This is a genomic window from Marinobacter sp. P4B1 (assembly GCF_001447135.1).
In the GTDB taxonomy this organism is placed as follows: domain Bacteria; phylum Pseudomonadota; class Gammaproteobacteria; order Pseudomonadales; family Oleiphilaceae; genus Marinobacter; species Marinobacter vinifirmus.
The window spans coordinates 59,648-83,878 of record NZ_LLXM01000005.1 but is presented as its reverse complement, the minus strand read 5'-3'; the positions used below and the strand labels follow the sequence as shown (position 1 = coordinate 83,878).

At 59.1% G+C, this 24,231-nt stretch carries 19 protein-coding genes and 4 tRNA genes; 17 read left to right on the top strand and 6 right to left on the bottom strand.

Going from position 1 to position 24,231, the window contains the following annotated elements; genetic code table 11:
- Positions 1-120: 120 nt before the first annotated feature.
- A complete protein-coding gene (gene folD, locus AQ621_RS02160; protein WP_058340080.1) occupies positions 121-981 on the bottom strand; it encodes a bifunctional methylenetetrahydrofolate dehydrogenase/methenyltetrahydrofolate cyclohydrolase FolD in 861 nt (286 codons plus the stop codon).
- A gap of 225 nt (positions 982-1,206) precedes the next feature.
- On the opposite strand from folD, the gene AQ621_RS02155 reads away from it, so the two are divergent.
- From AQ621_RS02155 to AQ621_RS02110, 11 genes are all read left to right on the top strand, one after another.
- Positions 1,207-1,283, top strand: a tRNA-Pro gene (locus AQ621_RS02155).
- Between the two features lie 33 nt (positions 1,284-1,316).
- A tRNA-Arg gene (locus tag AQ621_RS02150) sits at positions 1,317-1,393 on the top strand.
- An 88-nt stretch (positions 1,394-1,481) separates the two neighbouring features.
- Positions 1,482-1,557: transfer RNA gene (locus AQ621_RS02145), tRNA-His, on the top strand.
- A 66-nt stretch (positions 1,558-1,623) separates the two neighbouring features.
- Positions 1,624-1,708 (top strand) — tRNA-Leu (locus tag AQ621_RS02140).
- A gap of 216 nt (positions 1,709-1,924) precedes the next feature.
- Positions 1,925-3,229, top strand: coding sequence for a trigger factor (gene tig, locus AQ621_RS02135; RefSeq protein ID WP_058340079.1), 1,305 nt, complete (start codon positions 1,925-1,927; stop codon positions 3,227-3,229).
- Positions 3,230-3,403: 174 nt separating this feature from the next.
- On the top strand, positions 3,404-4,039 hold the full coding sequence (clpP, locus tag AQ621_RS02130) for an ATP-dependent Clp endopeptidase proteolytic subunit ClpP (RefSeq protein WP_022988050.1): 636 nt from the start codon (positions 3,404-3,406) through the stop codon (positions 4,037-4,039).
- A gap of 76 nt (positions 4,040-4,115) precedes the next feature.
- Positions 4,116-5,399, top strand: coding sequence for an ATP-dependent Clp protease ATP-binding subunit ClpX (gene clpX / locus AQ621_RS02125; RefSeq protein ID WP_058340078.1), 1,284 nt, complete (start codon positions 4,116-4,118; stop codon positions 5,397-5,399).
- 13 nt (positions 5,400-5,412) lie between these two features.
- Positions 5,413-5,580: a hypothetical protein gene (locus AQ621_RS17625; RefSeq protein ID WP_022988048.1), complete on the top strand. Its 168-nt coding sequence runs from the start codon at positions 5,413-5,415 to the stop codon at positions 5,578-5,580.
- Positions 5,577-7,994 (top strand): endopeptidase La, encoded by a 2,418-nt coding sequence (gene lon / locus AQ621_RS02120; RefSeq protein ID WP_022988047.1) that lies wholly within the window; start codon positions 5,577-5,579, stop codon positions 7,992-7,994. The genes AQ621_RS17625 and lon overlap by 4 nt, the downstream gene beginning before the upstream one ends.
- Before the next feature lie 236 nt (positions 7,995-8,230).
- Complete coding sequence (locus AQ621_RS02115; protein ID WP_022988046.1) at positions 8,231-8,503, top strand: HU family DNA-binding protein; 273 nt, start codon at positions 8,231-8,233, stop codon at positions 8,501-8,503.
- A 158-nt stretch (positions 8,504-8,661) separates the two neighbouring features.
- Complete coding sequence (locus AQ621_RS02110) at positions 8,662-10,506, top strand: SurA N-terminal domain-containing protein (RefSeq protein WP_058340077.1); 1,845 nt, start codon at positions 8,662-8,664, stop codon at positions 10,504-10,506.
- Positions 10,507-10,562: 56 nt separating this feature from the next.
- Here AQ621_RS02110 and AQ621_RS02105 read toward each other — a convergent pair whose 3' ends face one another.
- On the bottom strand, positions 10,563-11,435 hold the full coding sequence (locus AQ621_RS02105) for a MurR/RpiR family transcriptional regulator (RefSeq protein ID WP_058340076.1): 873 nt from the start codon (positions 11,433-11,435) through the stop codon (positions 10,563-10,565).
- A 181-nt stretch (positions 11,436-11,616) separates the two neighbouring features.
- On the opposite strand from AQ621_RS02105, the gene zwf reads away from it, so the two are divergent.
- From zwf to AQ621_RS02090, 3 genes are read left to right on the top strand one after another with little or no spacing between them, the layout of a single operon-like run.
- The gene (gene zwf, locus AQ621_RS02100; protein ID WP_058340075.1) at positions 11,617-13,089 is read left to right on the top strand and encodes a glucose-6-phosphate dehydrogenase; all 1,473 of its coding nucleotides are present in this window, start codon (positions 11,617-11,619) and stop codon (positions 13,087-13,089) included.
- The gene (gene pgl, locus AQ621_RS02095) at positions 13,076-13,795 is read left to right on the top strand and encodes a 6-phosphogluconolactonase (RefSeq protein WP_058340074.1); all 720 of its coding nucleotides are present in this window, start codon (positions 13,076-13,078) and stop codon (positions 13,793-13,795) included. Before zwf ends, pgl begins: the two co-directional genes overlap by 14 nt.
- A 36-nt stretch (positions 13,796-13,831) precedes the next feature.
- Entirely contained in the window at positions 13,832-14,491 is a 660-nt protein-coding gene (locus AQ621_RS02090; protein WP_058340073.1) for a bifunctional 4-hydroxy-2-oxoglutarate aldolase/2-dehydro-3-deoxy-phosphogluconate aldolase, read from the top strand.
- Between the two features lie 10 nt (positions 14,492-14,501).
- Here the strand turns inward: AQ621_RS02090 and pyk are convergent, their stop codons facing one another.
- Positions 14,502-15,950, bottom strand: a complete 1,449-nt coding sequence (gene pyk, locus AQ621_RS02085; RefSeq protein ID WP_058340072.1) for a pyruvate kinase — start codon at positions 15,948-15,950, stop codon at positions 14,502-14,504.
- 107 nt (positions 15,951-16,057) lie between these two features.
- Between pyk and edd the strand changes: the two genes are divergently transcribed.
- From edd to AQ621_RS02070, 3 genes are read left to right on the top strand one after another with little or no spacing between them, the layout of a single operon-like run.
- Positions 16,058-17,875: a phosphogluconate dehydratase gene (gene edd, locus AQ621_RS02080; protein ID WP_058340071.1), complete on the top strand. Its 1,818-nt coding sequence runs from the start codon at positions 16,058-16,060 to the stop codon at positions 17,873-17,875.
- On the top strand, positions 17,875-18,849 hold the full coding sequence (gene glk, locus AQ621_RS02075; protein ID WP_082640845.1) for a glucokinase: 975 nt from the start codon (positions 17,875-17,877) through the stop codon (positions 18,847-18,849). Before edd ends, glk begins: the two co-directional genes overlap by 1 nt.
- Before the next feature lie 2 nt (positions 18,850-18,851).
- Positions 18,852-19,454, top strand: a complete 603-nt coding sequence (locus tag AQ621_RS02070) for a uracil-DNA glycosylase family protein (protein ID WP_058340070.1) — start codon at positions 18,852-18,854, stop codon at positions 19,452-19,454.
- Here AQ621_RS02070 and glpD read toward each other — a convergent pair.
- The 3 genes from glpD to AQ621_RS02055 all read right to left on the bottom strand — a co-directional run bounded on the left by glpD (position 19,446) and on the right by AQ621_RS02055 (position 24,191).
- Positions 19,446-21,017: a glycerol-3-phosphate dehydrogenase gene (glpD, locus tag AQ621_RS02065; RefSeq protein WP_022988036.1), complete on the bottom strand. Its 1,572-nt coding sequence runs from the start codon at positions 21,015-21,017 to the stop codon at positions 19,446-19,448. The two genes, AQ621_RS02070 and glpD, sit on opposite strands and share 9 nt — an antisense overlap.
- Positions 21,018-21,036: 19 nt before the next feature.
- On the bottom strand, positions 21,037-22,287 hold the full coding sequence (locus tag AQ621_RS02060; protein ID WP_058340069.1) for an ABC transporter substrate-binding protein: 1,251 nt from the start codon (positions 22,285-22,287) through the stop codon (positions 21,037-21,039).
- Between the two features lie 161 nt (positions 22,288-22,448).
- Positions 22,449-24,191 carry a diguanylate cyclase domain-containing protein gene (locus tag AQ621_RS02055; protein ID WP_058340068.1) on the bottom strand — a complete coding sequence of 581 codons (1,743 nt, stop codon included), beginning with the start codon at positions 24,189-24,191 and terminating at the stop codon, positions 22,449-22,451.
- Positions 24,192-24,231 lie beyond the last annotated feature (40 nt).

The following is a 24,231-nucleotide window of genomic DNA, read 5'->3' as shown; positions in this document are numbered from 1 at the left end:
CCGGACACAAAAAAACCCCGCCTCGGCGGGGTTTTTTATGGGCCTTGCAGGCTACAAGGGGGTCGTACCCCCGGCGGGGGTACGACCCCACCCTTCTGTAAGCGCCGGTCTCCGAAGAATCTAGACCTCCGAATGCAGCACATCCGCCGCATACAAGGTGTTCTCCAGTAGCGTGGCAATGGTCATGGGCCCCACACCACCGGGAACCGGGGTGATGTAAGCGGCCCGCGCGGCTGCCGCCTCAAAGTCCACGTCGCCACACAGTTTTCCGTTGGCCATCCGGTTAATGCCTACATCAATCACCGTAGCGCCGGGTTTTACCCATTCGCCCTTGATGATGCCCGGTTTGCCCACGGCGGCGACCAGGATGTCTGCTTCGCTGACAAACTTTTCCAGGTTGTCGGTAAAGCGGTGGCATACGGTGGTGGTGGCGCCTTTGAGCAGCAGCTCCATGCACATGGGGCGGCCGACGATGTTTGAAGCACCCACAATCACGGCGTGCTGGCCTTTATAGGGTGTGCCAACGGAGTCCAGCAGGGTAATCACGCCAGCCGGTGTGCAGGGGCGCAGGGCGGGCTTGCGCTGCATCAGGCGGCCGATGTTGTAGGGGTGGAAGCCGTCCACATCTTTATCCGGACGGATTTTTACCAGGATCGGGTCTGCGTCCAGGTGTGAGGGCAGGGGAAGCTGTACCAGGATGCCGTCTACCGTCGGGTTTTCGTTCAGCTCGTCTACCAGGGCTTCAAGGGCCTGCTGGGAGGTGTCTGCGGGCAGGTCGTAAGACAGTGAAAGGATACCGGCCTGTTCGCAAGCTTTGCGCTTGTTGCCTACATAAACTTGCGAGGCGGGATCGTTGCCGACCAGTACCACGGCCAGGCCTGGTACACGAAGCCCCTTCTGTTTGCGGGCTTCCACGCCGGCAGCAACACGCTGCCGGACCTGTGCGGCAATGTCTTTTCCGTTAATCAGTTTGGCGCTCATGTTTCCGTCTTGTCGGTTGGGCATGAATAGTGGTGAAGTGAGGCCGCGCATTGTCTCATGCTTCGGCGTGAACGCCAATGTAGCTTCCCGGAGGGAACTTTTGCCGGGGCAGGCAGTCTTCTGAATCAACGTTATACGCAGGTTTTTTAAAATCCGTGTTGACGGATGCCTCAGGCGCCGGTAATATGCGCGCCAACTTTGCTGAGGCACTTGTTGTTCAGTTAACGGGGTATAGCGCAGTCTGGTAGCGCGCCTGCTTTGGGAGCAGGATGTCGGGAGTTCGAATCTCTCTACCCCGACCATTTTTCTGGATGTTCAGGTGGGCGAACGGTCAAGCGCCCGTAGCTCAGCTGGATAGAGCATCCGCCTTCTAAGCGGATGGTCGCAGGTTCGAGTCCTGCCGGGCGCGCCATACTGCTCGAAGCAGGTTGGCACCGGACTCGCCGAACCAGCAAAGTTGAAGTAAGCAGATGCGTACCGTAAGGTACCTCCCTGATGTGGTGGACGTAGCTCAGTTGGTAGAGCTCAGGATTGTGACTCCTGCGGTCGAGGGTTCGAACCCCTTCGTCCACCCCACTTTTCCCCTTGTTTGTTTCCGCGGTTCTGACCTTCCCGTTCCGGGATCGGTGCTGCGACGGATATGCGAGAGTGGCGGAATTGGTAGACGCACTGGATTTAGGTTCCAGCGGGGCAACCCGTGAGAGTTCAAGTCTCTCCTCTCGCACCACCCTTTCTTTTTCTGATTTGTCCCCATCTTTCGTCCAGTCCGGTTGTGGTACTGGTCTCAAACCGTTATTCCGTCGTGTCGGGTGATTCTCTCGGCAGGGTAAACCGTGATAAACTACCGGCTTTTAATTTTGCGTCCCTTTGAGGTGAACCGCTTCATTAGGGATTTTGTTTTAATTTTCATTCACATACAGAATCTGTAATTTGAGGATCTTCCATGCAAGTGTCTGTTGAAACGACCTCCAACATCGAGCGTCGCATGACGATTGGTGTGCCCGCCCAGGAAATCGACCAGGCGGTCCAGAAACGCCTGCAGGAAACTGCCCGTACTGTTCGCCTGAACGGTTTCCGCCCTGGCAAGGTGCCCATGAGCGTGGTCAAGCGTCGTTTCGGTGACAGCATCCGCCAGGAAATTGTTGGCGAGGTTATGCGCGACAACTACATCAAGGCACTGCAGGAGCAGGACGTTAACCCGGCTGGCTGGCCGCGGTTCGAGCCGAAGACCATGGAAGAGGGCAAAGACCTCGAGTTCGTGGCTATCTTCGAAGTGCTGCCGGAAATCGAACTGGGCGACCTGAGCAAGGTTGAAGTCGAGAAGCCGGTGTCTGAAGTGACTGACAAAGACATCGATACCATGATCGATAACCTGCGTCGTCAGCAGGCCACCATGAAGGAAGTGAAGCGCAAGTCCAAGAACAAGGACGTTGTGACCATCGACTTCAAAGGCTCCATCGACGGTGAAGAGTTTGAAGGCGGCTCCGCTGAAGGCCATCGCCTGACCCTGGGCTCCGGCCAGATGATTCCGGGCTTCGAGAAGGGCATTGTTGGCGGTAAGGCCGGCGAAGAGCTGGAAATCGACGTGGAATTCCCGGCGGATTACCACAACGAAGACCTGGCCGGTAAGCCTGCCAAGTTCGCTATCACTATCCACAAGGTTGAAGAGCCTCAGCTGCCCGAGCTGGACCAGGAGTTCTTCAAGCGTTTCGGTATCGAAGCCGAAGACGAAGCCGCCTTCCGTGAGGAAGTGAAGAAGAACATGGAGCGCGAGCTCAAGCAGGCGGTTTCCAACAAGGTCAAGAACGACGTTGTTGAAGGCCTGCTGGCTACCACCGAGCTGGACATTCCGTCTGCCCTGGTAGACCAGGAAATCGACCGTCTGCGCCAGGACGCTGTTCAGCGTTTCGGTGGCCAGGTTGACTTCCAGCAGCTGCCGAAGGAAATCTTTGAAGACCAGGCCAAGCGCCGCGTGAAGACCGGCCTGCTGTTCCAGGAAGTGGTCAAGAAGAACGACCTGAAAGCCGACGACGCCAAGGTTGAAGAGAAGATCCAGGAAATCGCTTCTACCTACGAGCAGCCGGACGAAGTTATCGCCCACTTCAGCAGCAACCCGGACCAGAAGGCCCAGGTTGAGTCTTCTGTACTGGAAGATGCCGTGGTTGACCACGTCCTGGCCCAGGCCAAGGTGAGCGAGAAGAAAATGAAGTACGAAGAAGCGGTAGCCGCTGGTCAGCAGCAGCGCTGATCAGGCCCGGGCCTGGTGCCCGGTGCCGCTTTCTGGAAACAGCCGGCGTGTCCGGCTGTTTTCATCTGGGCTTACTGCTGGCAGAGTATAAGTATTCAGGGGTGTCCTGATCGCCGATTCAGGATATCCTCCGCAGGAGTCCATGCCCATTGTCCATAAGGAGTTCAGGCGCACATGACGCAGAAACCGTTTGATGGCCCTACAATGATAACCAGCGCCGGTCTGGTGCCGATGGTAATTGAACAGACGGCACGTGGAGAGCGTTCCTTCGACATTTATTCACGTCTGCTCAAGGAGCGGGTGATTTTCCTGGTTGGCCCGGTTGAAGATCACATGGCGAACCTTGTGGTTGCCCAGCTGCTGTTCCTGGAATCCGAAAACCCGGACAAAGATATCCACCTGTACATCAACAGCCCGGGTGGCTCCGTAACTGCGGGTATGTCGATCTACGACACCATGCAGTTCATCAAGCCGGACGTTTCTACCCTGTGTATTGGCCAGGCGGCCAGCATGGGTGCTTTCCTGCTTGCCGGTGGTGCCAAGGGCAAGCGTGCCTGCCTGCCTAATTCCCGTGTGATGATCCACCAGCCGCTGGGCGGATATCAGGGCCAGGCAACGGATATCGAGATCCACACCCGCGAGATTCTGAAGATTCGCCATACCCTGAACTCCATTCTGGCCCACCATACCGGCCAGGACCTGGATACCATCGCCCGTGATACCGACCGTGATAATTTCATGGACCCGGTCCAGGCGAAGGAGTACGGGTTGATCGATACAGTACTTGATAAGCGCGTATCGAATAACTAATACTGAAAGTCATCGCATCATCCCTGGTCGGCGTACTGTTTGATTGCGCCGACCAACGAAGAACAGAGGTATTTCAATGGCAGATGAAAGAAACGGCAGAGGCGACGATAACGGCAAGTTGCTGTACTGCTCGTTTTGTGGAAAGAGCCAGCATGAAGTCCGTAAGCTCATTGCAGGGCCCTCGGTGTTCATCTGCGACGAGTGTGTAGACCTGTGTAACGACATTATTCGGGAAGAAATCCAGGAAAATGCCCAGGAAGAGGCCAGCGACCGGCTGCCCACTCCTGCGGAAATCCGGGAGACCCTGAACGAATATGTGATCGGCCAGGATCGCGCCAAGGTGGTTCTGTCTGTAGCGGTATACAACCACTACAAGCGTCTGCGTTATGGTGAAGGCAAGAGCGACGTTGAGCTGGGCAAGAGTAACATCCTGCTGATCGGGCCGACCGGTAGCGGTAAGACCCTGCTGGCTGAAACCCTGGCCCGCATGCTGAACGTGCCGTTTACCATTGCCGATGCCACCACGCTGACCGAAGCCGGTTATGTGGGTGAGGATGTTGAAAACATCATCCAGAAACTGCTGCAGAAGTGCGACTACGATGTCGACAAGGCCCAGCGCGGCATTGTGTACATCGATGAAATCGACAAGATTTCCCGCAAGTCTGACAACCCCTCCATTACCCGGGACGTATCCGGTGAGGGTGTGCAGCAAGCACTGCTCAAGCTGATCGAAGGCACGGTAGCATCGGTTCCGCCCCAGGGTGGCCGCAAGCATCCGCAGCAGGAGTTCCTGCAGGTTGATACCACCAACATGCTGTTTATCTGTGGTGGTGCCTTCGCTGGCCTGGAAAAGGTGATTCAGGAACGGTCCGAGCGCAGCTCCATCGGTTTCTCCGCTACGGTGAAGAGCCCGGACGACAGCAAGAACACCGGCGACATCATCCGTGATGTGGAAACCGAGGACCTTGTGAAGTTCGGCCTGATTCCGGAGTTCGTCGGTCGTTTGCCGGTTGTGGCAACCCTGACCGAGCTGGACGAAGAGGCCCTGGTGCAGATCCTGACCGAGCCCAAGAACGCACTGACCAAGCAGTACCAGAAGCTGTTCGATATGGAAGGTGTGGAGCTGGATTTCCGGGAAGACGCCCTGCGCGCGGTGGCCAGAAAGGCCATGGAACGCAAGACCGGTGCCCGGGGCCTGCGCTCCATCATGGAAGCCACTCTGCTGGATACCATGTACCAGATTCCATCGGAGCACGATGTGTCCAAGGTGGTGATTGATGAAAGCGTGATCAAGGGCGATTCCGAGCCCTTCAAGATCTACGCCAGCAGCGATCACGCCAAGGCAGTACCGGAAGACTGATTTCCGGACCGTCATGGTGCATCAGAAAAAGGGGCGGCAACGCCCCTTTTTCATTGGCCTGCTTTCACAAAACCGCATCATCCCGCCCGTGCTTTCCTTTCGTAAAAAGATTGCAATTTTTGTCTGTGCCCCAATGATGGGTGATATGCTGAAAGAAACGCTGTCAGAGGATTCCCTATGACCCGTATACCTGAAGAAACCGTGCAAGAATATCCGCTGCTCCCGCTGCGGGATGTGGTGGTATTTCCGCACATGGTGGTGCCACTGTTTGTGGGCCGAGAAAAATCCATCCAGGCCCTGGAAGCCGCGATGGAGGGCAGCAAGGAAATCCTTCTGGTCGCCCAGAAAGACGCTTCTACCGACGAGCCGGGCCCGAAAGATGTGTTCGACATGGGCACGCTGGCTACTGTGCTGCAGATGCTCCGGTTACCGGACGGCACCGTTAAAGTGCTGGTTGAAGGTAATGCCCGGGCCAGCATTACCGGCATTGAAGAAGCCGACTTCCTGACCGGCCAGGCTGTTCTGATGGATGAGGAGTCTTTGCCCGAGCGCGAAGAAGACGTTCTCACCAAGACCCTGATGGGCGAATTCGAGAAGTTCGTAAAACTGTCCAAGAAAGTGCCTTCGGAAGTGTCCAATGCACTCACCGGCATCAATGAGCTGGAGCGCCTGGTAGACACCATGGCCGCGCACCTGGATATGCGCATTCCGGAGAAGCAGGAACTGCTGGAAGCCCTGGATGTACGCAAGCGGGTAGACCTGCTGCTGGGCAAGCTGGACGGCGAGATCGACCTGATCGAGGTTGAAAAACGCATCCGTGGCCGCGTGAAGAAGCAGATGGAGCGCAGCCAGCGGGAGTATTACCTGAACGAACAGATGAAGGCCATCCAGAAGGAGATGGGCAATCTGGGTGAGGGTAACAACGATTTTGAAGAGCTGGAGCAAAAGCTCGAGCAGGCCGGCCTGCCGGAAGAAGCCCGCAAGAAGACCGAAGCGGAGCTGAACAAGCTGAAGATGATGTCGCCCATGTCTGCCGAAGCCACGGTAGTGCGGGGCTACATCGACTGGATGCTGGCAGTGCCCTGGAAAAAGCGCAGCCGCGTTCGCCATGACCTGGAAAAAGCGCGCGAGATTCTCGACCGGGACCACTACGGCCTGGATGAAGTCAAAAAGCGCATTCTTGAGTACCTGGCGGTGCAAAGCCGGGTGAAGAAGGTCAAAGGGCCGGTATTGTGCCTGGTAGGGCCTCCCGGTGTGGGTAAGACCTCGCTGGGGCAGTCCATTGCCAAGGCTACCAACCGGAAATACACCCGCATGGCCCTGGGTGGCGTGCGTGATGAAGCGGAAATCCGTGGTCACCGCAAAACCTATATCGGCGCCTTGCCGGGCAAGCTGTTGCAGAAGCTGGCCAAGGTAGAGGTGAAGAACCCGCTGTTCCTGTTCGATGAAATCGACAAGATGGGTATGGATCATCGGGGTGACCCGGCGTCGGCCCTGCTTGAGGTCCTGGACCCGGAACAGAACCACACCTTCAACGACCATTACCTGGAAGTGGATTACGATCTTTCGGATGTGATGTTCGTGTGTACCTCCAACTCCATGGATATTCCGCCGGCGTTGCTGGACCGTATGGAGATCATCCGGATTCCGGGTTACACCGAAGACGAGAAGGTCAACATTGCGCTGCGTTACCTGCTGCCCAAGCAGATCAAGGCTAATGGCCTGCGTAAGGACGAGCTCAAACTGCCGGAAGAGACCCTGCGCGACCTGATCCGCTACTACACCCGGGAAGCTGGTGTGCGCGGCCTGGAGCGGGAGATTGCCAAGATCTGCCGTAAGGTGGTGCGTGAGCACGTAGAGAGCAGTGATAACGCTTCTATTACCCTGACGCCGGACATGCTGGAAGATTATTCCGGCGTGAAGAAGTTCAAGTACGGCCTGGCCGAGGAGAACAACCAGGTTGGCCAGGTGACGGGCCTGGCCTGGACCCAGGTGGGCGGCGAACTGCTGACCATCGAATGCGCCCTGACTCCGGGTAAGGGCCGGGTGGTGAAAACCGGTTCTCTGGGTGATGTGATGCAGGAGTCTATCCAGACTGCGCTCACCGTGGTTCGCAGCCGTGCAGCAGGGCTTGGAATTGCTGACGATTTCCATGAAAAGCACGATCTGCACATCCACGTTCCGGAAGGTGCAACCCCGAAAGACGGCCCGAGCGCCGGTATCGGCATGTGCACCGCGCTGGTTTCTGCACTGACCCGAATTCCTGTGCGGGCCGATGTGGCCATGACCGGTGAGATCACATTGCGGGGCAGGGTACTGCCGATCGGCGGACTGAAGGAAAAGTTGCTGGCAGCCCACCGTGGTGGCATCAAGACCATTCTGATTCCTGATGAAAATGTCCGTGATCTCAAGGAGATACCGGATAATATCAAGGAGTCGCTGGAGATTCGTCCGGTGAAGTGGATTGACGAGGTGCTGGACATTGCCCTGGAATACGCACCGGATCCGTCTGCCGAAAATGCCCCTGGCAAAGCGGCGTCTTCGAAAGCAAAAGAAGATGCCAGTGATGTTACCGAGCGCATAAATACTCATTAATGACGGGATGAGTTGTTGACACGTCGGAGAGCCCATTGGTATAACTGTTTCGCCGTGAAGCAGCCAATACCAAGGGCTCCCGCGCAGTATGTGCCTATTCCGATCACCGGTGAAACACCGCAAGGAATAAAAAAACAGAAGAATGGAATTCTCCGACTGCTTATGCGATAGTCGGAAAAGTCCGCTAAAAAAATCCGACCTATAACATCTTCAACCTGAAATCGAAGGGGTTTAGTGTGAACAAGTCCGAACTGATCGACGCAATTGCAGAATCCGCAGATATTTCCAAAGCAGCAGCTGGCCGTGCGCTGGATGCAATGACCAGCTCCATCACCGGTGCTCTGAAGAAAGGCGACCAGGTTACCCTGATCGGTTTCGGTACCTTCTCTGTGAAAGAGCGTGCAGCCCGTACCGGCCGCAACCCGCAGACCGGCGCTGAAATCAAGATCGCGGCCTCTAAAGTACCTGGCTTCAAAGCAGGTAAGGCCCTGAAAGACGCCGTTAAGTAACGGTTCTTTCTTTGGCGGCTTTCGCACGCGGGAGCTGCCGCAGGAACTCGAGGCGCATTCCGTAAAGGGTGCGCCTTTTTGCGTTAAGAAGGGGCTGCCAGAACAGCTTCTCGCCAACAAAACATCCGCACGACCTTGAACAGGGATTCAGGAATAACATGCTTCAAGATATTCGGGATAATGCCCAGGGCACCATCGCAAAGGTTATTATCGGCCTTTTGATCATTTCCTTGTCGATCTGGGGGATGGACGCGATCATTGGCGGCTTCACCGGTGAACCGGAAGTGGCCACCGTTAACGGCAACGACATTACCGAACGGGAGTTCCTGCGCACCGTTCAGCTGGAAACCCAGCAACGTCTCATGCAGATGGAAAACCCGGATCCGTCACTGGTGGATGAAGACCAGGTTCGCCGGGATGTTCTGGAGGCTTTGATCCAGGAAGCCGTGCTCACCCAGGACGCTGCCAACCAGGGCCTCGAACTTTCCGATGCCGACATCGATTCCCTGATTACCCAGATGCCCCAGTTCCAGGTGGATGGCCAGTTCAACCGCGACCGCTTTGTGGCCACTGTGCGTAACCTGGGTATGGGTGTTGCTGAATTACGTGAAAGCCTTCGCAAGAACTACGTGGTTAACCAGATCCGTGCGGCGATTGCCCAGACCGGCCTTGCCGCTCCCGCCCAGGCGGAACAACTGCTGGCTATCCAGAACCAGACCCGGGACTTCCGCGTACTGACGATTGATGCCGATACGGTAGCTGACCAGGTGTCGGTATCGGATGCAGACATCGAGGCTTACTACGAAGACAACAAAGACCAGTTCCGTAAACCGGAACAGGTTTCTGCCGCCTACATCACCCTGTCACTGGATGCGCTGGCAAGTGCCATCGAAATCTCCGACGAGGAAGTGCGTGGCTACTATGACGAGCGCGCCGAAGACTTTGCCCGTGAAGAGCGTCGTGCCGCCCATATCCTGATTGAAGCGGGTGCCGAGGCAGAGCAAACCATGGCAACCATCCAGCAGCGTCTGGAAGAGGGTGAATCCTTTGCTGCGCTGGCGGAAGAGTTTTCGGTTGATACCGTTTCCGCCCGTGAGGGTGGCGACCTGGGCTTTGCCGGTCGTGGTGTTTATGACGAAGCTTTCGAGCAAGCGCTGTTTGCACTGGAAGAAGGTGAAACCTCCGGCCCGGTGGAAACCAGCTTTGGTGTGCACCTGATTCGCCTTGTAGAAGTGCGCCGTGCTGATGTGCCGGCATTTGCAGAGCTGGAATCCGAACTGCGTGACGAGCTGGCCCGTGCCCGGGCAACCGAGCGTTTCGCTGAAGTGCGGTCCCAGCTGGCTGATGCTGCCTATGCCGCGGATGACCTGGCGGGCCCGGCCTCCGAACTGGGGCTGGACGTTCAGGAAGTCTCTGGTGTAACCCGCGACGGCGGCCCGGGGCCGTTTGACCACGCCGGACTGGTTCGCCAGCTGTTCTCTGACGACGTGCTGACTGGCGGCTACAACACCGAACTGATCGATGTTGAAAATAATCGTGCGGTGGTGGCCCGGGTTCGCGAGTATCAGGAGCCGCGCCAGCTGGAGTTGGCGGATGTTGAAGGCCAGGTTCGTGACCTGCTGACCAGCCGTGCAACCCGCAAGGCCCTGGATGACCGTGCGGCCGAGCTGGTGGCTGCGGTAGAAGCCGGTGAGCAGCCGATGGCTGACCAGTGGCAGGGTTTTGAAGGCGAGGGCCGTAACGTGGCAGGACTGGATCCGTTCATTGCCCAGGCTGTGTTCTCCCTGCCGCATCCTGAAGGCGAGCAGCCGGTTGTCGGCAAGGCGCTGGGTGGTAGCGAGGCTGCGGTGATCGTGCTGAGCGCGGTTAACCCGGGTGAGGTTCAGGATGATAATCCTGAGTACCGCCAGCTGCAGCAGTTCCTGGCACAGCTTGAGGGACAGCGTGAGTACCAGGCCTATCAGCAGTACCTGAGAAACACCGCTGAAGTCGAGCGGAATTAAGGTCAGGCTTCAGACCGTAAAGGGTGCCCTCGGGCACCCTTTTTCGTATCCGGGGATCAGTTCTGGGGGAAGCGGGTAGCCTTCAGGCTTTCCTTGATCTTTTTCAGGTGATCCAGGAAATCCGGGCCGCGCTTGAGGGTGACTCCGGTAGCCAGGATATCGATGACCGTCAGGTGAATGATCCGGGAAGACATGGGCATGTAGACCTCGGTATCTTCCGGTGCAGTGACACCCACAACCGCGGTGCAGGCTTCCGCCAGCGGCGACTCCGGATTGGTAATGCCGATAACCGTAGCACCGTTGGCCCGGGCCAGGTGTGCAATCTCCACGGTTTCCCGGGTACGGCCGGTAAAGGAGATCAGCACGATGGCGTCGCCAACCCCGGAACCGGCGGCCACCATGCGTTGCATCAGGGCGTCGTCGTAAGAGGTTACCGGGATGTTGAAGCGGAAAAACTTGTGTTGGGCATCCAGGGCGACCGAGGCCGAACCGCCCATGCCGAAAAAGGCAATCTGCTTGGCCTGGATCAGGTAATCCACCACTGTGGCAATGGCCTGTGGGTCCAGCGCCTGCCGTGCCTTGTCCAGGTTGGCGATGGTGCTGAGCATGATTTTTTCGCCATACTCCGCCGGGCTGTCGTCCGGCTCTATATCCTGGCCCACGTAGGGGGTGCCGGTGGCAATGCTCTGGGCCAGCCGGATTTTGAAGTCCGGAAAGCCGGTTGCGGAGAATCCGCGGCAGAACCGGTTGACCGTCGGCTCGCTCACATCCGCTGCGCGGGCAAGGGCAGCGATGGAGTAACGGGTTGCCGCACTCGGGTCTTTGAGAATGGCTTCGGCAACCTTGCGCTCGGATTTATTCAGCGATTCCAGGCGATTCTGGATCTGCTCAAGCAGGTTGTCGTCTCTGCGTCCCGGGTTATCCGCCATGCAGCTATACTCCCTTCTGTTCTGGTGGTAAGGCGTCATTATACCTGCTGCGGGCAAACAAAAGGGTAGTAAATATGTCATATATCGGAAGTGCCCTTGGCTTGGCCCCGGGACAGTGCCATTATTTGGCTAAAGTTACGAAAAATCCGGCCTTGCGGTACGCCGGGCGAAGGAGACGCTGATGGTGGATCAACCTGTGTGTGCCTGCGATCTGATGCTGTTCGGAGCCTCGGGAGACCTGGCCCAGCGCAAACTGTTCCCGGCGCTGTATCAGCTTGACCGGGCCGGGTTGCTGGCGTCGGACAGCCGGGTGCTGGCCATTGCCCGGCGCGACACAGACACCGCAGCCCTGCGCAAAGCGCTGTTGGCCAGGCTGGAAGAGCAGATTCCGGAGCCGGAGTTCGACGCCACCGTAGCGCAGGGATTCGTCAGCCGTGTGGAATACCTGGAGCTGGATTTCACCGATACCGATGGTTTCCTGGTGCTCAACGACTGGCGCCATCCCGGTAACCAGTTAATTGTCTATATGGCCACGCCGCCATCCATGTATGGCGTGATTGCCCGGAATCTGAGGGCCGGTGGTTGCTGTACCGAACGTACCCGGGTGGTGGTGGAGAAACCCATCGGCCACGACCTGGAATCTTCGAAAGTGATCAATGACGAGCTGGCTGAAGTGTATCGGGAAAGCCAGCTGTTCCGGATTGATCATTACCTGGGTAAGGAAACGGTCCAGAACCTGATTGCCTTGCGGTTTGCCAACAACCTGTTTGCCTCCCAGTGGGACCAGAACCATATCTCCCACGTGGAGATCACGGTGGCAGAAAGCATGGGCATTGAAGGCCGCTGGGGTTATTTCGACCAGGCCGGCCAGATCCGGGATATGATCCAGAACCACCTGCTGCAGCTGCTGTGCCTGATTGCCATGGACCCGCCATCGGACCTGTCTGCCGACAGTATCCGGGACGAAAAGGTAAAAGTGCTGAAGGCGCTGAAACGGATTACCCCGGATATGATGGCGGAATACGTGGTGCGTGGGCAGTACACCTCCGGCACCAGTGAAGGCAAGCCGGTGCCCGGTTACCTGGACGAAGAGGGCGCCAACAAGGCCAGCGAAACCGAGACCTTTGTTGCACTGAAGGCAGAAATTGATAACTGGCGCTGGTCTGGCGTGCCCTTCTATATCCGCACCGGCAAGCGGCTGCCGGAGAAAATGTCGCAGATCATCATCCACTTCAAGCCGGCACCCCATTACATCTTCGATCCGGACCAGAAGCACCTGGCCAACAACAAACTGATTATCCGGCTGCAGCCCGATGAGGGCATGGCCCTGAAGATCCTCACCAAGGACCAGGGGCTGGATAAGGGCATGCGGTTGCGCCAGGGGCCACTGGAGCTGACGTTCTCCGAAACCTTTGATACCGATCGGATTCCGGATGCCTACGAGCGGTTGCTGTGGGAAATCATGCGGGGCAACCAGTACCTGTTTGTCCGCCGCGATGAGGTGGAGCATGCCTGGCGCTGGGTAGACCAGATCATCCGTAACTGGCACGACAGCGGCGAACCGCCGAAGCGCTACGCCGCAGGCACCTGGGGGCCGGTGGCATCGATTGCCATGATCACCCGGGATGGCAGGAGCTGGTATGAAGACGTGTGACCTGCCGCTACCCGAAGGGGTGCAGGCATTTTTCAGTGAGACAGCGCAGGAATGTGCGGGCCAGCTGGCGTTGCACGTAGCGGAAAGCCTGCGTGGCCGGCTCCGCCGGGGCGGTCGGGCTTCGCTGGTGGTTTCCGGTGGCTCTACGCCGGTACCCTTCTTTCAAACGCTGGCACAGCAGGAGCTGGCCTGGGCCCGGGTTACGATGCTGCTGGCCGACGAGCGCTGGGTGCCGGAAGGGGACCCCGCCAGCAACACGACCCTGGTGCGGCAGAGCCTGCTGCAGGGCAGGGCAAAGGACGCACGCTTTCTCAGCCTGCGGCAGCCGCTGTGCAGCGCCGAGCAAGCCTTGCCTGCTATCGAGCAGCTGCTGGCCGAGTTGAAGTTGCCGCTGGATGTGGTGGTTCTGGGTATGGGCAACGATGGCCATACGGCGTCGCTGTTCCCGGATGCGCCCCAGCTGCCGGAGGCAATGTCCATGCAGGCACCAGGGCGGGTGTGCGTGATGACACCGCCGTCCCAGGCCCATACCCGGGTAACCCTGACCCGGCCGGTGCTGGCGGGCGCCCGGTTCCTGGCGTTGCATCTCAGGGGTGAGGACAAGCTGGAAACCCTGGAGCGGGCCCTGAAGGCCCCGGATGACTGGCGGGAAATGCCAATCCGTGCTTTTCTGAAACCAGGCTTGCGAATTTACTGGAGCCCGTAACGGGCTGTTGTCCGGTTAGCGCCGGGGGAGACTTGAATGCCATTGCTGTCTGTGGAGCACCAGGAAAAGATCGAGTTTGTGATGGCGCAGTCGCCATTGATACCCGTGATCACCATCCGTCATCCGGACGATGCCATCCCGCTTTGTCGGGCGTTGTTTGACGGCGGTATTCGTGCGCTGGAGATCACCTTGCGCACAGAGCATGGCCTGGATGCCATCCGGCGGGTTCGGGAAGCGCTTCCGGACGCGATTGTGGGGGCGGGTACGGTGATCAGCATCGATCAGTACCGGGACGTCGAGCGAGCCGGGGCCGAGTTTGTTATTACCCCTGGTGTAACTGATGCCATCCTGGATTTCGGTGTGACCTCGGAATCCCCCCTGCTGCCGGGCATTGCCACCGCCTCGGAACTGATGATGGGGTACAGCCACGGCTACCGGCACTTCAAGCTGTTTCCCGCGGAAGTATCCGGGGGTGAAAGGGCACTGAAGGCGTTTGCCGGCCCCTTCCCGGATGTCTGCTTTTGCCCGACCGGCGGGGTTCGCCAGCAGACAGCCGCAGCCTACCTGGCTCTGGATAATGTCTCTGCGGTGGGTGGCACCTGGCTGACGCCGGATGAAGCCGTGGCCAGTAAGGACTGGCAGACCATTACCGGCATCGCCCGGGCCAGCCTGGCGGCCATTGGCCACCGGGGCTGACCGGCGCAGGCTACTGGATGTCGGACCCTACACGAACGATTTTCATGGAGTTGGTGCCACCCTGGGCGTTCACATAGTCGCCCTTGGTGATCACCACCAGGTCGTTATCCTGCACAACACCCCGGCTCTTCAGTTCGTCGACGGCCAGTGCATTGACCTTTTCATTGGCGTGGTTGGCAGAATCGAACGGAACCGTCTGCACGCCCCGGAACAGAGCCACCCGGTGCTGGGTGGAGTGGTGCCGTGAGAAGGCAAAGATCGGCAGGCTGGATTTGATCCGTGACATCAGGCGCGGAGTGGAACCGGTTTCTGTCAGGCAGATAATGGCAGACACACCCTGTAGGTGGTTGGCGGCGTACATGGCAGACAGGGCAATCGCCTCGTCTACCTTTTCCATGCTTTCGTGGATCCGGTGCTGGGACTGGTGCATGGACGGGTGCCGTTCCGCACCGGTGCAGATGCGCACCATGGCTTCCACGGCTTCTTTCGGGTAATCGCCTACGGCAGTCTCGGCGGACAGCATCACGGCATCTGTGTAATCCATCACCGCGTTGGCAACGTCAGACACTTCCGCCCGGGTGGGCATGGGGTTGGTGATCATCGACTCCATCATCTGGGTGGCGGTGATCACGGCCCGGTTCAGTACCCGGGCCCGTTTGATGATGTGTTTCTGAACCGCCACCAGTTCGGCATCGCCGATCTCCACGGCCAGGTCGCCCCGGGCGACCATTACGGCGTCTGACGCTTCGATAACGGCATCCAGTGCGTCGGTATCGTGGGCCAGTTCGGCCCGTTCAATCTTCGCCACCAGGCCGGCATCGGAGCCGGCTTCTTTCAGCAGCTGACGGGCCACGTGCATGTCGTCGGCTGTACGGACAAACGAGACGGCCACGTAGTCGGCGTCCAGCCGGGCTGCGGTTACGATGTCCTGCTTGTCTTTCTCGGTGAGGGCGTCCGCTGAGAGGCCGCCACCGCGCTTGTTCAGGCCCTTGTTGTTGGACAGCGGGCCGCCGATCAGCACAGTGGAGGTAATGCTGTGGTCGTCGACCGCAGTCACTTCCATTTCAATCCGGCCGTCATCCAGCACCAGGATATCGCCTGGGCTGACGTCGTTGATCAGTTGTTCGTAATCAATGCCAACTTGCTCCGATGTGCCAGCCTCTTTGTCCATGGTGGCGTCGAGCACGAAGGTCTGGCCCCGTTCCAGGGTGACCTTGTTGTCGGTGAAGCGGGCGATGCGCAGTTTCGGGCCTTGCAGGTCGGCCAGGATGGCCACAAAGCGACCCTGGGCGGCGGCCGCTGCACGAACCCGGCGGGCCCGTTCCATATGCTCTTCGGCGCTGCCGTGGGAAAAGTTGAGGCGGGTAACATCAACGCCGGCGGCGATGATACCTGCCAGCGATTCCTCACTGTCGGTGGCGGGGCCGAGGGTGGCGACAATCTTGGTGCGCCTGAGCATAGTGCGTGTCCTTGTCTGTAAAATTTGAGTGTTCAATTGAACCTGAAAGCCTCCGGTAAAGAAAGTACACTTAGGTCTGGAATAACCACGATACAGGGAGAAAGCCCATGCACTCCACGGTTCAGAAGGTGACCAACCGCATCATCGAACGCAGCAGGGCTTCCCGCGCGGATTATCTCGAGAGGATGGCCGGGCTGGCGGCAAAGGACCCCCATCGTGGCACCTTGTCTTGCGGTAACCTGGCCCATGGCTTTGCGGCTTGTAGCCAGGGCGATAAAGATACCCTGAAATTTCTGAACCGGGCCAATGTGGCCATGGTTTCCGCCTACAACGACATGTTGTCTGCCCATCAGCCTTATCAGCGCTTTCCTGACCTTATCCGCGAAGCGGCCCATGGCATGGGCTCGGTAGCCCAGTTTGCCGGCGGCACTCCCGCCATGTGTGACGGGGTCACCCAGGGCCAGCCGGGAATGGAGCTGAGCCTGTTCTCCCGGGACACCATCGCCATGAGTACGGCAGTGGCGCTGAGCCACAACATGTTCGACGCGGTTATGCTACTGGGTATATGTGACAAGATTGTGCCAGGGTTGCTGATTGGTGCCCTGAGTTTCGGCCACCTGCCGGCCATTCTGGTGCCATCCGGCCCCATGCCGTCCGGGCTGCCGAACAAGGAAAAGCAGCGGATTCGCCAGCTCTATGCCGAGGGCAAGATCGGCCGGGATGAATTGCTGGAAGCCGAAAGCCAGTCTTACCACAGCCCGGGCACCTGTACCTTTTACGGCACCGCCAACAGTAACCAGTTACTGGTAGAGGTAATGGGCCTGCACCTGCCCGGTGCGGCTTTCGTAAACCCCGATACGCCCCTGCGGGATGCCCTGACCCGCGCGGCGACCGAGCAGGTCATCAAGTTGTCCCGGCCCCACGGCGGCGAGTTGGGGCTCGGCCATATGGTGGACGAGAAAGCCATTGTGAATGCCCTGGTAGCCCTGCTGGTGACCGGTGGCTCCACCAACCACACCATCCACTGGATCGCCATTGCCCGGGCGGCCGGGATCCTGGTTGACTGGAACGACTACGCCGAGTTGTCGTCGGTGGTGCCCTCCATGACCCGCATTTACCCGAACGGCCAGGAAGACATCAACGCCTTTCACGAAGCCGGTGGCACGCCGTTCCTGATTCGGGAATTACTGGCACAAGGCTACCTGCATAACGACGTCAACACAGTGATCGGTAAGGGGCTGGACGCCTACGCCCGGATGCCGGAGCTGGAAGGGGAAAGCCTTCGCTGGCAGCCGGCGGTTACCAAGAGCCAGCGCCCGGATGTGCTGAGCAGCGCCGCAGAGCCCTTCGCCCCGGATGGCGGATTGAGGGTGCTGGATGGCAATCTCGGGCGCGGAGTGATCAAGGTGTCGGCGGTGGCGCCGGAACACCATAGGGTTGAGGCGCCGGCGGTGGTGTTCAACGACCAGAACGAACTGAAAGCCGCCTTTGAAGCTGGCGACCTGGACCGGGATTGCGTGGTGGTGGTGCGCTTTCAGGGGCCGAAAGCCAACGGCATGCCGGAGTTGCACAAGCTGACCCCGTATCTGGGCGTGCTGCAGGACCGCGGCTATCGGGTGGCGCTGGTGACCGATGGCCGGATGTCCGGTGCCTCCGGCAAGGTGCCGGCGGCTATCCATGTATACCCGGAAGCACTGGCGGGCGGCCCGCTGGCCAGGATTTGTGACGGCGACATTATTTGCGTGGATGCCGTTAGTGGCTTGCTGTCGGTGCAGCTCGGCGAGGCGGAACTGGCTGACCGCAGCCCGGCCAGTGCAGACCTGGCAGCGAACCATACCGGCTATGGCCGTGAACTGTTCGGCTGGATGCGCCAGGGTGTCTCGAATCCGGAGCAGGGTGCCAGTGTGTTCTGGAGCGCCGGCTGATGACGGAAGCTGTTCCGCACGCCATGGCGCTGGTGGGCGATGTTGGCGGCACCCATGCCCGGTTTGCGCTGGTGGTGCCGGGATCGGTGCAGTTGCAGTTGCTGAAGGTTTTCCGCTGTGCTGATTTTTCGGGGCCCGGGCAGGCCGTTGCGGCGTACCTGAAGCATGTAGGGCCGGTGACTGTCTGCGAAGCCTGTGTGGCCGTTGCCGCCCCGGTTACCGGTGACGTTGTTACCCTGACCAACAACCGCTGGCAGTTCGATACCGGGCACCTGGCGCAACGCTTCGGCCTGGACCGGTTCCGGCTGGTGAATGATTACACCGCCATGGCGCTGGGCGTAATGCACGTGCCGGCCAGCCAACGGGTGCCGGTGGGCGGGGGTGGCGCAGACCCGTCGCGCCCGGTACTGGTTCTTGGCCCGGGCACCGGCCTGGGCATGTCGGCACTGGTGCCGGCGGCGGATGGCTGGATACCGCTGGCAACCGAAGGGGGCCATGTGGACTTTGCGCCGCTGGATGACCTTGAGTGCGAGATTGCCCGCCGTCTTCGCGCCACCTATGGCCGGGTTTCTGTGGAACGACTGCTGTGTGGTGCGGGTATCATGAACCTGTATCGAACGCTGGCGCAGATTACCGGCAGTAAGCCGGTACACGAAGCCCCGGAGCAGGTTTCCGCAGCGGCCATGGCAGGTAATGACGAGCTGGCAGCCCGGGCGCTCAGCCTGTTCTGTGACATTCTGGGCCGGGTAGCCGGCAACAGCGTTCTGACCCTGGGCAGTTACGGCGGTGTCTATCTTTGTGGCGGCATTGTGCCGGCGATTCTCGACTTTTTCATGGCCAGCGGCTTTCGCGCCGCCTTCGAAAACAAGGGCCGTATGCGGCCATTATTGGAGGCCACGCCGGTTCAGGTGGTGCTGGATGGCAACACCGGGGTGTACGGCGCTGCAGCTGCCCTGACTAATGCCGGGAGGTGACCATGACTCAGACGGCTAATCATCTGGATAGCCTGGACTTTGACCAGCTGGTGCAGCAGGTAAGGGCCTGTACCCTGTGTAAAGATGTCTTGCCGGAAGGGCCGAGGCCGGTTGTCCAGCTGTCCCGGTCGTCCCGAATCCTGGTGGTCGGCCAGGCGCCGGGCCGCAAGGTTCACGAAACCGGAATTCCGTTCAACGATCCCAGCGGTGACCGGCTTCGGCAATGGATGGGCGTGGACAGGGAGCAATTCTACAACGAGGAACAGGTGGCTATTCTGCCCATGGGATTCTGCTTTCCCGGCACCGGAAAATCCGGCGACCTGCCGCCCCGGCCGGAATGCGCCGAAACCTGGCGCGAGGCCTTGCTGGCGCGGCTGGGCAAGGTTGAGCTGACCCTGGTAATCGGCCAGTATGCCCAGGCCTGGCACCTGCCGGACAGCCGAAAATCGGTAACGGATAATGTCAAAGCCTGGCGGGAATACTGGCCGGGGCTATTGCCCATGCCTCACCCGAGCCCTCGCAATATCCGCTGGCTGAAAAGCAATCCCTGGTTCGAGCAGGAGGTGATTCCCCGGCTTCAGGCCCGGATCGGGGAATTACTCTGACCCGGCGGCGGTGAACAGGCTCTGGTGCCGGGTTGCCGCCCGATGGATGTAGCTGTCCAGCTGCTCCCGTTGCTGCTCCGTGATATAGAGCCCCTGCTTGGTACGCCGCCAGAGCACATCTTCCGCGCTCAGTGCCCACTCGTGGGCAATCAGGTAGTCCACTTCACGCTGGTACAGGGTGGCGGTGTAGGCGTGGCCAAGATCCTCTGTGCCGGTACAGCCTTTGAGGATGTGGTGGCTGTCGGTGCCATAGCTGCGCACAAACCGGCGGATAATGGCGCGGTCCAGCCAGGGGTAGTGCAGTTGCAGCTCTTCTGCGAGCTGTTGCTGGCTGGCAAAGTCGGCCCCCGGTAACAGGGCGTTCCGGGTCCAGGATTTGCCCGCTCCGGGGAAGTAATCGCATACGGCATCGGTGACCGCCTCGGCCAGCTTCCGGAAGGTGGTGATCTTGCCTCCGAACACGGAAATCAACGGCGCCTGGTGATCCTGGTCGTCGACCTCGTAGGAGTAATCGCGGGAAGCGCTCTGGGCATTGCCGCCTTCATCGTCCATCAGCGGCCGGACCCCGGAGTAACTCCATACCACATCGCCGGGTGTCAGTTGCCGGCGGAAATACTGGTTCACCACGTCCAGCAGGTAGCGGGTTTCCTCTTCGGAAATTCGTGCTTCAGACGGGTTGCCCTCGTAGTCCACATCGGTGGTGCCGATCAGGGAGAACTCATCTTCGTAGGGGATGACGAACACAATGCGCTCGTCGGCATTCTGGAGAATGTAGGCTTCGGTATCTTGGTTAAGGCGGGGCACCACAATGTGGCTGCCCTTGACCATGCGGATCTGTTTGGGCGCAGCCATGCCCAGGCTTTCACCGAACAGACGGCTGACCCAGGGCCCGGTGGCATTCACTACCACCTTGGCGCTGAGGGTTCGTGTGTGCCCGGTGAGGGTATCTTCGAGTACCGCCTGCCAGCCAGAGCCCTTGCGTTCGGCCCGGACGCACCGGGTGCGGGGCAGGATACTGGCGCCTTTTTGCTGGGCCTTGCGAGCTGAGAGTACCACCAGCCTTGCGTCGTCTACCCAGCCATCGGAGTATTCAAAGCCCCGGGTGATGTCCGGTTTCAGGGGGGATTCTTTGCCGAAGTTGATGGCCCGGGAGCCGGCCAGCAATTCACGCTTGGCGAGGTGGTCGTACAGAAACAGGCCCGTGCGGATCATCCAGGCCGGTCTCAGGTGGGGCTGGTGGGGTAAGCGAAAACGCATCGGCCACATGATGTGGGGAGCGTTGCCCAGCAGGGCCTCCCGTTCCGCCAGTGCTTCACGCACCAGCCTGAACTCGTAATGCTCCAGATAACGCAGGCCGCCGTGGATCAGCTTGCTGCTGCTGGACGACGTCGCCGAGGCCAGGTCGTTCATCTCACACAAGACAACCCTTAGCCCGCGGCCGGCGGCGTCCATGGCAATGCCTGTGCCGTTTACGCCGCCACCGATAACAAGTAAGTCGCAGTGGTCCGGAAATCCGCCGAGCGGTGATGTTTCTGTGCTGGTTTTTGGTGCTTTCCGAACCACTGTCTGCTCACTCCTTGTGTCAGAGCCGGACTGGCTTGCCGGCCTCGCGGCGGCGCTCCTCCCACTCTTCCTGGGTTTGTGCGGCCTGTTCTCCGGCCATGGAACCGATGATCTCGAAATAATCCGAGGCAAATTCATCGGCCATCACCTGGTCACGGGGTTTTACCTTCACCACGTAAACGCTTTGTACGTTCTGGTGATCAAACTCGCGCCAGTACTGCTCGTCTTTCAGGAAACTGTAGCGGTGGCCTTCCAGTGCCCGGATCACATCGGCAGTATTCGTGGTGCCGGCACGCTCAACCGCTTCCTTGTACTGGTACACAATACTGTAGGCCGAGGCCGCAGAGGAAGAGGGACGCATTTCATAGCGGGCAGAGAAGGCTTCAACAAACTCCTTGCCGCGGGGGTAGTTGTTCTCGTACGGCAGGGTCCATACCCAGGGTGCGCCGCCAATCACACCTTCCATCATCGCCGGGCCCACCTGCCGGGCCATGCCCAGGGTCAGGTTGGGAACCACCACCTGCATGCGCTTGGTCAGACCCATTTCATAGGCCACCTGCAGCGCGCGCACCATGTCGTCGCCAAACAGTACCATCATCAGCACCTTGGCGTCAGATTCGGCAGCCTGTTCCAGGGCCTTGCGGAAATCGGTAATCAGTGCCCGGGGAAACGGGGTTTTGACGCCCGGGTGGCGTTCGGTCTCCTGGGTATTGGAAAACTGGCGAACGGACTCTTCCACTGACCAGCCCCAGGTGTAGTCCGAGGTGATGTAGAAGTAATCGTCGTTTGCGTGGTTCTGGTTCAGGTAATCGCCCAGTGCCTTGGCGGTCATCCAGGCATTGTATGGCTCCCGGAACATGAACCGGTGGCCTTCACTGCCGGTGGTGGCGTTGGAATAGGTGAGGGTGCCGAAGTAAATGCGGTTCCTGTCGCGGGCGGCCTTGCCGGAGGCGATGGCAACGGCGCTGGATACACCGCCAAACACCATCTGAACACCTTCCTGGTCAATCATTTCGGCGGTGTTGCGGGCGCCTTTTTCCGGCTCGCCGCGGGTGTTGCGGATGACCAGTTCCAGTGGTTGCCCCAGCACACCGCCGGCCTGGTTGATTTCCTCAACCGCAAGGTAGGCAGCCAGGCGTTGTTGCAGGCCCTGGTTTTTGTAGCGTCCCGTTTCCGGGTAGTTAAGACCGATCTTGAGAGATTCGGCGGAAACAGTGGCGCTGCCGAGCAAAAGCAGACATGCCGAGAGCAGGAAAGTCCTGAAAGTCATTGCAGATTGGCCTCCGGTTTAGGGTTCGCACAGCCTATTCTTGTTTTATGTCAGGCTGAAGTAATAGCGTAGTTTCTGCCCGGGGCTTTCAGGCAACAATGGGACTAAAGTGTAAAACGCCCGCTAATTCGCGGGCGCTTGATTTGCGTCAGTTTACGGGGTTATTGCCGTTGCCGGTTTGCGGGGTTATCGACGGCTTTCGGGTTGAAAAGCTGGTATCCGTCACGGCCACTTTGCTTGGCCTGGTACATGGCAATGTCTGCGCCATTAAGTAATTCTTCGCTGGTCTTGCCGTCACCCGGATACAGGCTGATACCGATACTGGTGCTCACTGCAAGGTGGTGGCCATTGATAACGTAGTCTGGGGCAGACGCCCTGACCAGCCTTTCTGCAACGTTCAGGACGGCTTCGGGGCTTTTTACCTCCGGCAGCAGGATAATAAACTCGTCTCCGCCCAGCCTGGCGAGGGTATCGTCTTCCCGAAGGCAACTACGCACCCTTGCAGTGAACTGTACCAATAATTCGTCACCTGTCGCGTGGCCGAGGCGATCGTTCACGTCCTTGAATTTGTCCAGGTCCATGAACATGACAGCCAGTAACTGTTTGGTTCGATGAGCATGTCGGATGGCGTGGTCCAGGCGGTCTTCAAGCAGCCGCCGGTTGGGGACCCCGGTCAGGGCATCGTAATAGGCAAGCTGGCGGATTTGTTCTTCGTTTTTGCGGTTCTGGGTAATATCCGTAAACAGGCCGGCATAATGGGTAGCGTTGTCGTTGTCATCGGTGATTGCGGTAATGGTCAGCAATTCCAGGTAAAGCTCGCCGGTTTTACGCCGGTTCCAGATTTCACCGCGCCAGTATCCGTGGTGTTCAAGAGACTGCCACAGACGTGTGTAAAATTCTGAATCGTGGCGGCCGGAGGAAAGAACTTCCGGTGTGCGGCCGATCACTTCTTCCGGGCTGTAGCCTGTGAGGTGCGTAAAGGCCGGATTCACGAACTCGATTCGGGCATTTTTGTCGGTCACCATGATGCCTTCGAATGACGATTCAATAACACGTTCTGCCAGCTGCAGGGTCCGGCTCGACCGGGCAAGGGCTTTGTCGCGCTGTTCGAGTGCCTGCCGAAGGTCATCCAGGTACATTTGCTCGGCACCCGACAGCATATCGTTGTAACCGATCAGCCCGATGATTGCCCCTGTTTGGTCCAGCACACCGAGATGGCGAATGCGGTGGTCCAGCAACAAATCACGGGCGTGGATGAGCGGATCTTCTTCCTTCGCGGTAACCAGCGGGCGGGACGCTAATTCGCCAATACGGGTATTGCTGGTATGCCTGGCGATGAAGCGAACCATATCGCGCTCGGTGACAATACCAAAGCCGTCCTCACCGAAATTGACCACCACTGCGTCGGCTCCCCGGCGGTGCATCAGGTCGGCCACCTGGGCCAGGGGCAGCGATTCAGGTACGACTGCCGGTAAATGCGGAATGGCTGCGCCAACTTCCCTCAAGCGCAGATAGGGTTCCAATCCCTGATTCAGGGCCAGGTCTGTACGGGAAATAATGCCCACGGGTTGGCCGTCTTCGTCGGTAACCAGGGCATGTCGCTGGCTCTGGTTTTTTAGCCTGATTGCCGCCTGGGCAGTATCCATGGTGGCAGGTAACGACAGCACCGGCGATCTCATCACCGAGCGGACCGGTTGGCTGAACTGGTCCGGATCGGCGAAGTTGATGGCCAGGGCATCCCGTTCCGTCCATATTCCGACCACGGTGTTGTCCTGGCTGATCAAAATGGAACTGACCGAATTCTCCGCCATCCGCGCTGCGGCTTCGGAAATCACCGTTTCCGGACTGCATTGAAGCAGGAGGCCACTGTGCATGATCTGGGATACGGGAATTGGTTGCCCCATGTGTGCTCCTGTTGTCGATGCCGGAAGTTCCTGAATTATA